Below are 5,458 nucleotides of genomic sequence, written 5' to 3'. Positions count from 1 at the left end.
CACGTGCAGCACGTGCATGCGGTCGCGCTCGCCGCGTAGCCACGCGCGCAGATTGACTACCAGCTTGGTTACATCGAGCCGGTCGGTCTTCGCGCGCCGCTTGTGACGTTCTACCGGGATGCTGGCCGCATCGATGACGTAGCACTCGATGCCGTGCGCCTGCAGCGCGCGACAGATCCAGAACGCGTCCTGGCCGGCCTCGTAGCTCACGACGACGCGCACGCCGGTGGGCAGTAACCACTTCTCCTTGTGGGCCTCGATCAGGCCGAGCACGGCCTGCAGGCGGGCGGCGGCCTGCGGCTGCTCGACCGTATGGACGGCGGGCCGCTCGCGCCGGCCATCGTGGAGCGCGACCTTCCACTTCCTGGCCGCGAGTTCGAGCGATACCGCCAGTATGACGTCTTCAGCATGGGGTTCGGTAACGTGATGTGCGTCCATGATGCCCCTCCACTGAGCAAGGCTTGGCCACGCCAATCTTACGGCTTGGGGCCTCGACGACTCTCACGCTGCATAGGATCTAGGGACGAGGCGCGCGGATGTCGTCAAGCTGTTCGGCATGCAGGCAGTTTGAAGACCGTTTGTATGCGGTCCAGACACAACGTCCTTCCAATGAACGGCTGAAGGTCTGAACCTATGTGTCCGCGTGGACACATAGGTTCAGACCGCAATGAACGAGAATCAAGACCTTCGCAGCAGGCTCGTCGTTGGCCAAAAACGGGACGGCCGGCGCGAGGTTGACGAGGATGCTGTACGGGGTCTGGTCGCACTGTGCCTGAAGCCGGGTGTGTCGATCGCGCGTGCCGCCATGGAAAACGACGTCAACCCCAACCAGTTGCGCCGATGGTCGCGCGATATATGCCGCAGATCCTGCACGATTCCCGAGAATCGGACCTTGTGGTATCGATGGCGTCTCGATCGACATTGCTGCGCGGACCGTCAGAAGTCCCTGTAGTGCAAGCACCTTACCCGCGTTTGTTCCCGTCACCTCTGCCCCAGTGTCGCCGTCGATACCGTCCACTCCAGCTCCATCGATGACGCTCGCGTTGCATGTTCGGTTACCTAACGGTGTCGAACTCAACTTCGGCGAGGCTGGCGTCGAAGAGATCACGACGATCATACAGGTGCTTGGGAGGCTGCCGTGTTCCGGTTTGACGAAGGTCTGAACGTCCATCTGCACCGCGATCCCGTCGAGTTCCGATTCGGGATGAACAGCCTGTCGATTCTCGTGGAGCAGGCGATGGGACTGAACCCGATGGATTCGTCGCTCGATGTGTTCACGAACCAGCGATGTGATCGTATCAAGATCCTCGGCTAGGATCACAACGGGTTCTGGTTATTGTTCAAGAGGCTCGAAGAGAAGGACCGCTTCGTTTGGCCCGACAGTACTGCAGGAGTCGTCCGCTGGACGTCGAGCGATTGCAGTGCCTACAGAGGACAATGTGCCCAAGGCAGCGCGCTCGTCCGATCTGCGCGCGACGCGCTTCATCAAGCTGATCGGAAAGTTGTTCGTTGCCGAGGCGCGTAGCGCGAAACGGAAAGCCGAAAGGCGACAGCGATTGCGATTGCGATTGCGATGACGGTACAGTGCACGCGTGCTCACGCCATCCACAATCTGATGCTCGAGCAATCGCCCGGTGCGTGCCCAACAGCTTGCTCGGCAAGGCTCTACCTACCTGCGCGAACAGTGGCCGAAGCTGATCCGATACGTCGAGAACGGCGACTGGCCCATATCGAACAATCCCTGCGAAATTCAATCCGCCCCTTCTTCGTCGGGCGCCGCGGGTGGCTGTTCTCGGACACCGTGGACGGCGCGAACGCAAGCGCCAATCTCTACGCATTGGTCGAAACTTGCAATGCCAACAGCATTGACCCGTATCGTCACCTCACCTGGCTGTTCCAGCGGCTACCTCTAGCAAAGACCGTCGACGACTACGACGCCCTGCTTCCCGGGAAAATCCCTGCGGACCTTCGCTACGCCAACGCCGCGTTTACACATGCTGCACGCCGCACATCCCCCTCTGAGGAGCGTCGGTTGTGGATTGCATACGACCGTTTTACATACGAACGAAGCCCGCAAGACGCGTCGGGGCCATACATGGATGAAGTGATTGTGCAGCGTCGTCGCGACTTAGGAATGGCGGACGTCCGGCCTTCCCCTTGGGATAAAGCGACTCGACAGCTCAATCAGTCTCAACCACGACATCATCACTGACCATAGCATCCTAAGCAAGCTCACACTCAGAAGTTACACAGAGTCGCTCAAGCAAAGATGTGCGTGAAGGAATGAGTTGAGCGCCTCCGTCACCCCGAGGCTCGACGGGTCTTACCGGCTTTTGCTTGACCTCGTTAGTGTCGTGGCGTCAGTTCACGCTATCGCTGAGACATCCGAAACCGGAACTGACTCAGTCTGTAGTTGATCTTGGATCTCGCGAATCCAAATGGAGAGTTGCTCGTCCTCCGGATACTGAGCGCGGGCGCGTTGGTAAGCTTGGAGCGCTCGCTCGAAGTCGCCTAGATTCTCGTGTGCAAGTCCACAATTCTTTTGTACCTTAGAGTAGGCGTTGTCACAACGTGCAACGGTTTGAAAACACTTGAGCGCGTCTTCGTGTTCGCCTAACATTCCATGCAGTACGCCAAGTTCGTATGTTACTTCCATAAGATCCGGAGACATAATGTGAGCCAGCTGGCAGAGTTCGCGTCCGTGCAGGTAGTCTTTTTTTGCCGCACTTTGTTGTGATCGTCGGAACAGTTCCTCTGCTTGGTAGACGCTGACCTTGTTCGCGGGGGGAAGCCAAGGCTTAATTCGCTGCCTGCAGCGACCTAAGTTGCTATCGAGTTCAGAGATTACTGGTTTCCAATTTCCGAGACATTCTTGATTGAATATCCGCATATTTTGATACCAGACCGTTTCTGAGGGTTTCCAGCCCCATCGCCACTCGCTGGTGGCTCGATTCAGCATCCACACCTGCTTCGCAAGCGCCCCGGCCAAATGCGCCACGCCGGTGTCGACCGCTATCACGAGGTCGAGTGAATCGACTACTGCTGCTGTTTCAAGCCAATTATGCGCCTTAGGCGGGATCTCGATTTTATAATGTGAAGTTATGTCTTCTTCCTCTCGACTCATATTGCCGTGCTGGAGCGATACCCAGTGGACATCGGCCCGCTCAATCAAGGGAATCCAGTCTCGCAGTGAGCTGGAACGCCAGCGATCAGTTGGCAGGTTCGGATTGCCTCTCCAGACCAAGCCAATCCGGGGGCGCTTGCACCAAGTCGAACGGAAGTTCCCGGTGGTTGCGAGTTTTGGTTCGTTTAACGGTGCGGAGAAATAGGCACCGTCGACCCGAGCTTCATCCATTTCCAGCCGCAGTCGAGCAGCCAAACTTTGCAAAGGTACCCAGTAATCCGATTGCGTTAGCTCCTCGGGAGAGATTGAATCCACAAGGGTGAGCGGAAAAGGAATTTCCTTAAGCAAAGGGGAAGTGCTGAACAAGCTCAGCAACTCGGTTGCGACAACAAAGGTTACTTGACTCAATTCGCCAGGCAAATTTTTCAGAAAACGAAAAAACTGCATAGCATCTCCGGCACCTTGCTCTTGCACCAGTAATAGTTTTTTACCGGAGAGATCTTGTCCTAGCCACTCCTCCAAACCGTTGAAACGTGGCTTGTCATGCATGACGGCCCCTCGCCATCGGTATTCGAATTGTTCCCATCCGGCGCGCCAATTTCCTAGCATGAGGTAATAGACACCCAAACTAAAGTGACAACTAGCATTCGCAAAATTCAAGCGGAGCACCTCGTAGAAGCAGACCGCTGCTTTCTCGAACGACCCGACGCTCATATATGTCTGGCCAAGTTGCATAAGCATGCCCTCATCGCTTGGGCGCAGCGCTACAACGTCTCTTAAATAGTGAATCATTTGATGGAGATCGCCCTGGTGCTGCGAAATCATCGCGAAAAGAGTCAGCAGCCGCGGATTCTTTTCGTTTCCATTGATGGATGCGTTGGCGAGCGCAAGGGATTCGCTAGGTTGCTGAAGTTCGAGCAGGACTTCGGCCAAATCGAGCTTTAGGTCGGTGTCGTCGGGAAACTTCGTTATGGCATGCTTGAGAAACAACGACGAGTGCGCGAGCTGTCCCTCGACTTTTAGCAGCTTACCTATCTTTCGATAAAGACTCACGTCGTCTTCAAAGGCTGAAGTCGCATCTCGTGCAGCCTCAACGGCCTCCCGAACGTGGCCGACCTTGATCAGCGCGAGAATTCGATTAACATGCACCGAAACACACTTGGAATCGAGATGGATGGCCGAAGAGAAATACTTCAGAGCAGACTGTATGTCCCCCTCTTCAATCAAGGAAACTGCAAGGTTATTGTGTTCGCAAGCACGTTGCCGCTTGATTGCCATGTCGTCGCAGTCGGAATCGAGTGGTGCATGCAAGGCGAAATCGTTGAATTGCGGCACGACTGGTTGAACAGCGGAGTGACACGGCGCGACAATCATGAAAGCCTTTGTAGAGAGCGAACGTACAGAGAGTATTAGAAACGCGAATACGCTTAATAATATAGCACTGTGTATGACAGAGGCCGGCACGTTTCGACAGCATCACGACAAATCACAAAGGGCTTCGTTGGCCTCAATTCTGGCAGCATTTAAGACGGCGTTTATGTCTGTGGACCTGCGCAAACGCGAAGGAGCGCGTTACGCCCAGTCGTGTTCCGCGTTGTGTCCACTGACGGTAATGGTGATGGTGAGGTTGTTGGCGAACCGGTGACCGTTCACGTCTTCAGACGAGCCCGCAACGTCTTGCGGCGGATCTCGTTGAATATCAAGTCAATTCTGTTCAAGCACATATTCCCGGCTAGGAGTCCGCGCGGCAGAAATCTGATGTCATCCGGCCGAGCGGAGAAGACGTTGTTAGCAGATGCCAACAAGTTATCTCCCATACGAGCCGCAGCAGCAGATGTTGCTGCCCCACGCGCTGCAAGACTGGCTGCCGGAAGGGCACCTGGCCTATTACATCAGCGACACGGTGGATTCGCTCGACCTGTCAAGCTTCCATGCGCGGTATGCGGGCGGCGGCCCGCGCAATCAACCCTTTCATCCGGCGATGATGGTGAAGGTGCTCGTCTACGGCTATGCGACCGGGGTGTTCTCGTCGCGCAAGCTGGCCAGGAAGCTGCATGAAGATGTCGCGTTCCGGGTCCTCGCAGCGGGCAACTATCCGGCGCATCGCACGCTTTGCGACTTTCGCGCCTTTCACTTGAAGGAACTGTCGGAGCTGTTTGTGCAAGTGGTGAAGCTGGCCAAGGAATGCGGACTGGTCAAGCTCGGGACGATTGCCGTTGACGGCACGAAGATCAAGGCCAATGCGTCGCGTCATAAGGCGATGAGTTACGAGCGGATGAAGAAAGCCGAGCTGGAACTCAAAGAACAGATCGATGCGCTGCTGGCCAAGGCGAA

Annotated in this window: 3 protein-coding genes and 3 pseudogenes; 3 read left to right on the top strand and 3 right to left on the bottom strand. The window is 56.0% G+C overall.

The window, feature by feature from the left end; translation table 11 throughout:
- Both AWB78_RS41310 and AWB78_RS50210 read right to left on the bottom strand, forming a co-directional pair.
- A pseudogene (locus tag AWB78_RS41310) lies at positions 1–438 on the bottom strand (IS110 family RNA-guided transposase); the annotation flags it as partial.
- 193 nt (positions 439–631) lie between these two features.
- Positions 632–1,018 carry a hypothetical protein gene (locus AWB78_RS50210; protein WP_445344273.1) on the bottom strand — a complete coding sequence of 129 codons (387 nt, stop codon included), beginning with the start codon at positions 1,016–1,018 and terminating at the stop codon, positions 632–634.
- Between the two features lie 186 nt (positions 1,019–1,204).
- Here AWB78_RS50210 and tnpB point away from each other — a divergent pair.
- Both tnpB and AWB78_RS50040 read left to right on the top strand, forming a co-directional pair.
- Positions 1,205–1,525: pseudogene (tnpB, locus tag AWB78_RS50045) on the top strand (IS66 family insertion sequence element accessory protein TnpB).
- Positions 1,428–1,969, top strand: a pseudogene (locus AWB78_RS50040) (IS66 family transposase); the annotation flags it as partial. The pseudogenes tnpB and AWB78_RS50040, both read left to right, overlap by 98 nt.
- 396 nt (positions 1,970–2,365) lie before the next feature.
- Here the strand turns inward: AWB78_RS50040 and AWB78_RS41295 are convergent.
- Positions 2,366–4,498, bottom strand: a complete 2,133-nt coding sequence (locus tag AWB78_RS41295) for a tetratricopeptide repeat protein (RefSeq protein ID WP_062612920.1) — start codon at positions 4,496–4,498, stop codon at positions 2,366–2,368.
- Positions 4,499–4,919: 421 nt separating this feature from the next.
- Between AWB78_RS41295 and AWB78_RS41290 the strand changes: the two genes are divergently transcribed.
- A partial coding sequence (locus AWB78_RS41290; protein ID WP_198399480.1) for a transposase occupies positions 4,920–5,458 on the top strand: 539 nt, incomplete at its 3' end.

Origin of the sequence: Caballeronia calidae, assembly GCF_900044055.2 — a bacterium.
Taxonomy (GTDB): domain Bacteria; phylum Pseudomonadota; class Gammaproteobacteria; order Burkholderiales; family Burkholderiaceae; genus Caballeronia; species Caballeronia calidae.
This window is presented reverse-complemented; position numbering and strand designations above follow the sequence as displayed.

What these genes read in the sequence shown, in the direction of transcription:
- AWB78_RS41295 (WP_062612920.1), bottom strand. Translation starts at nt 4,498, where the DNA reads ATGATTGTCGCGCCGTGTCACTCCGCTGTTCAACCAGTCGTGCCGCAA.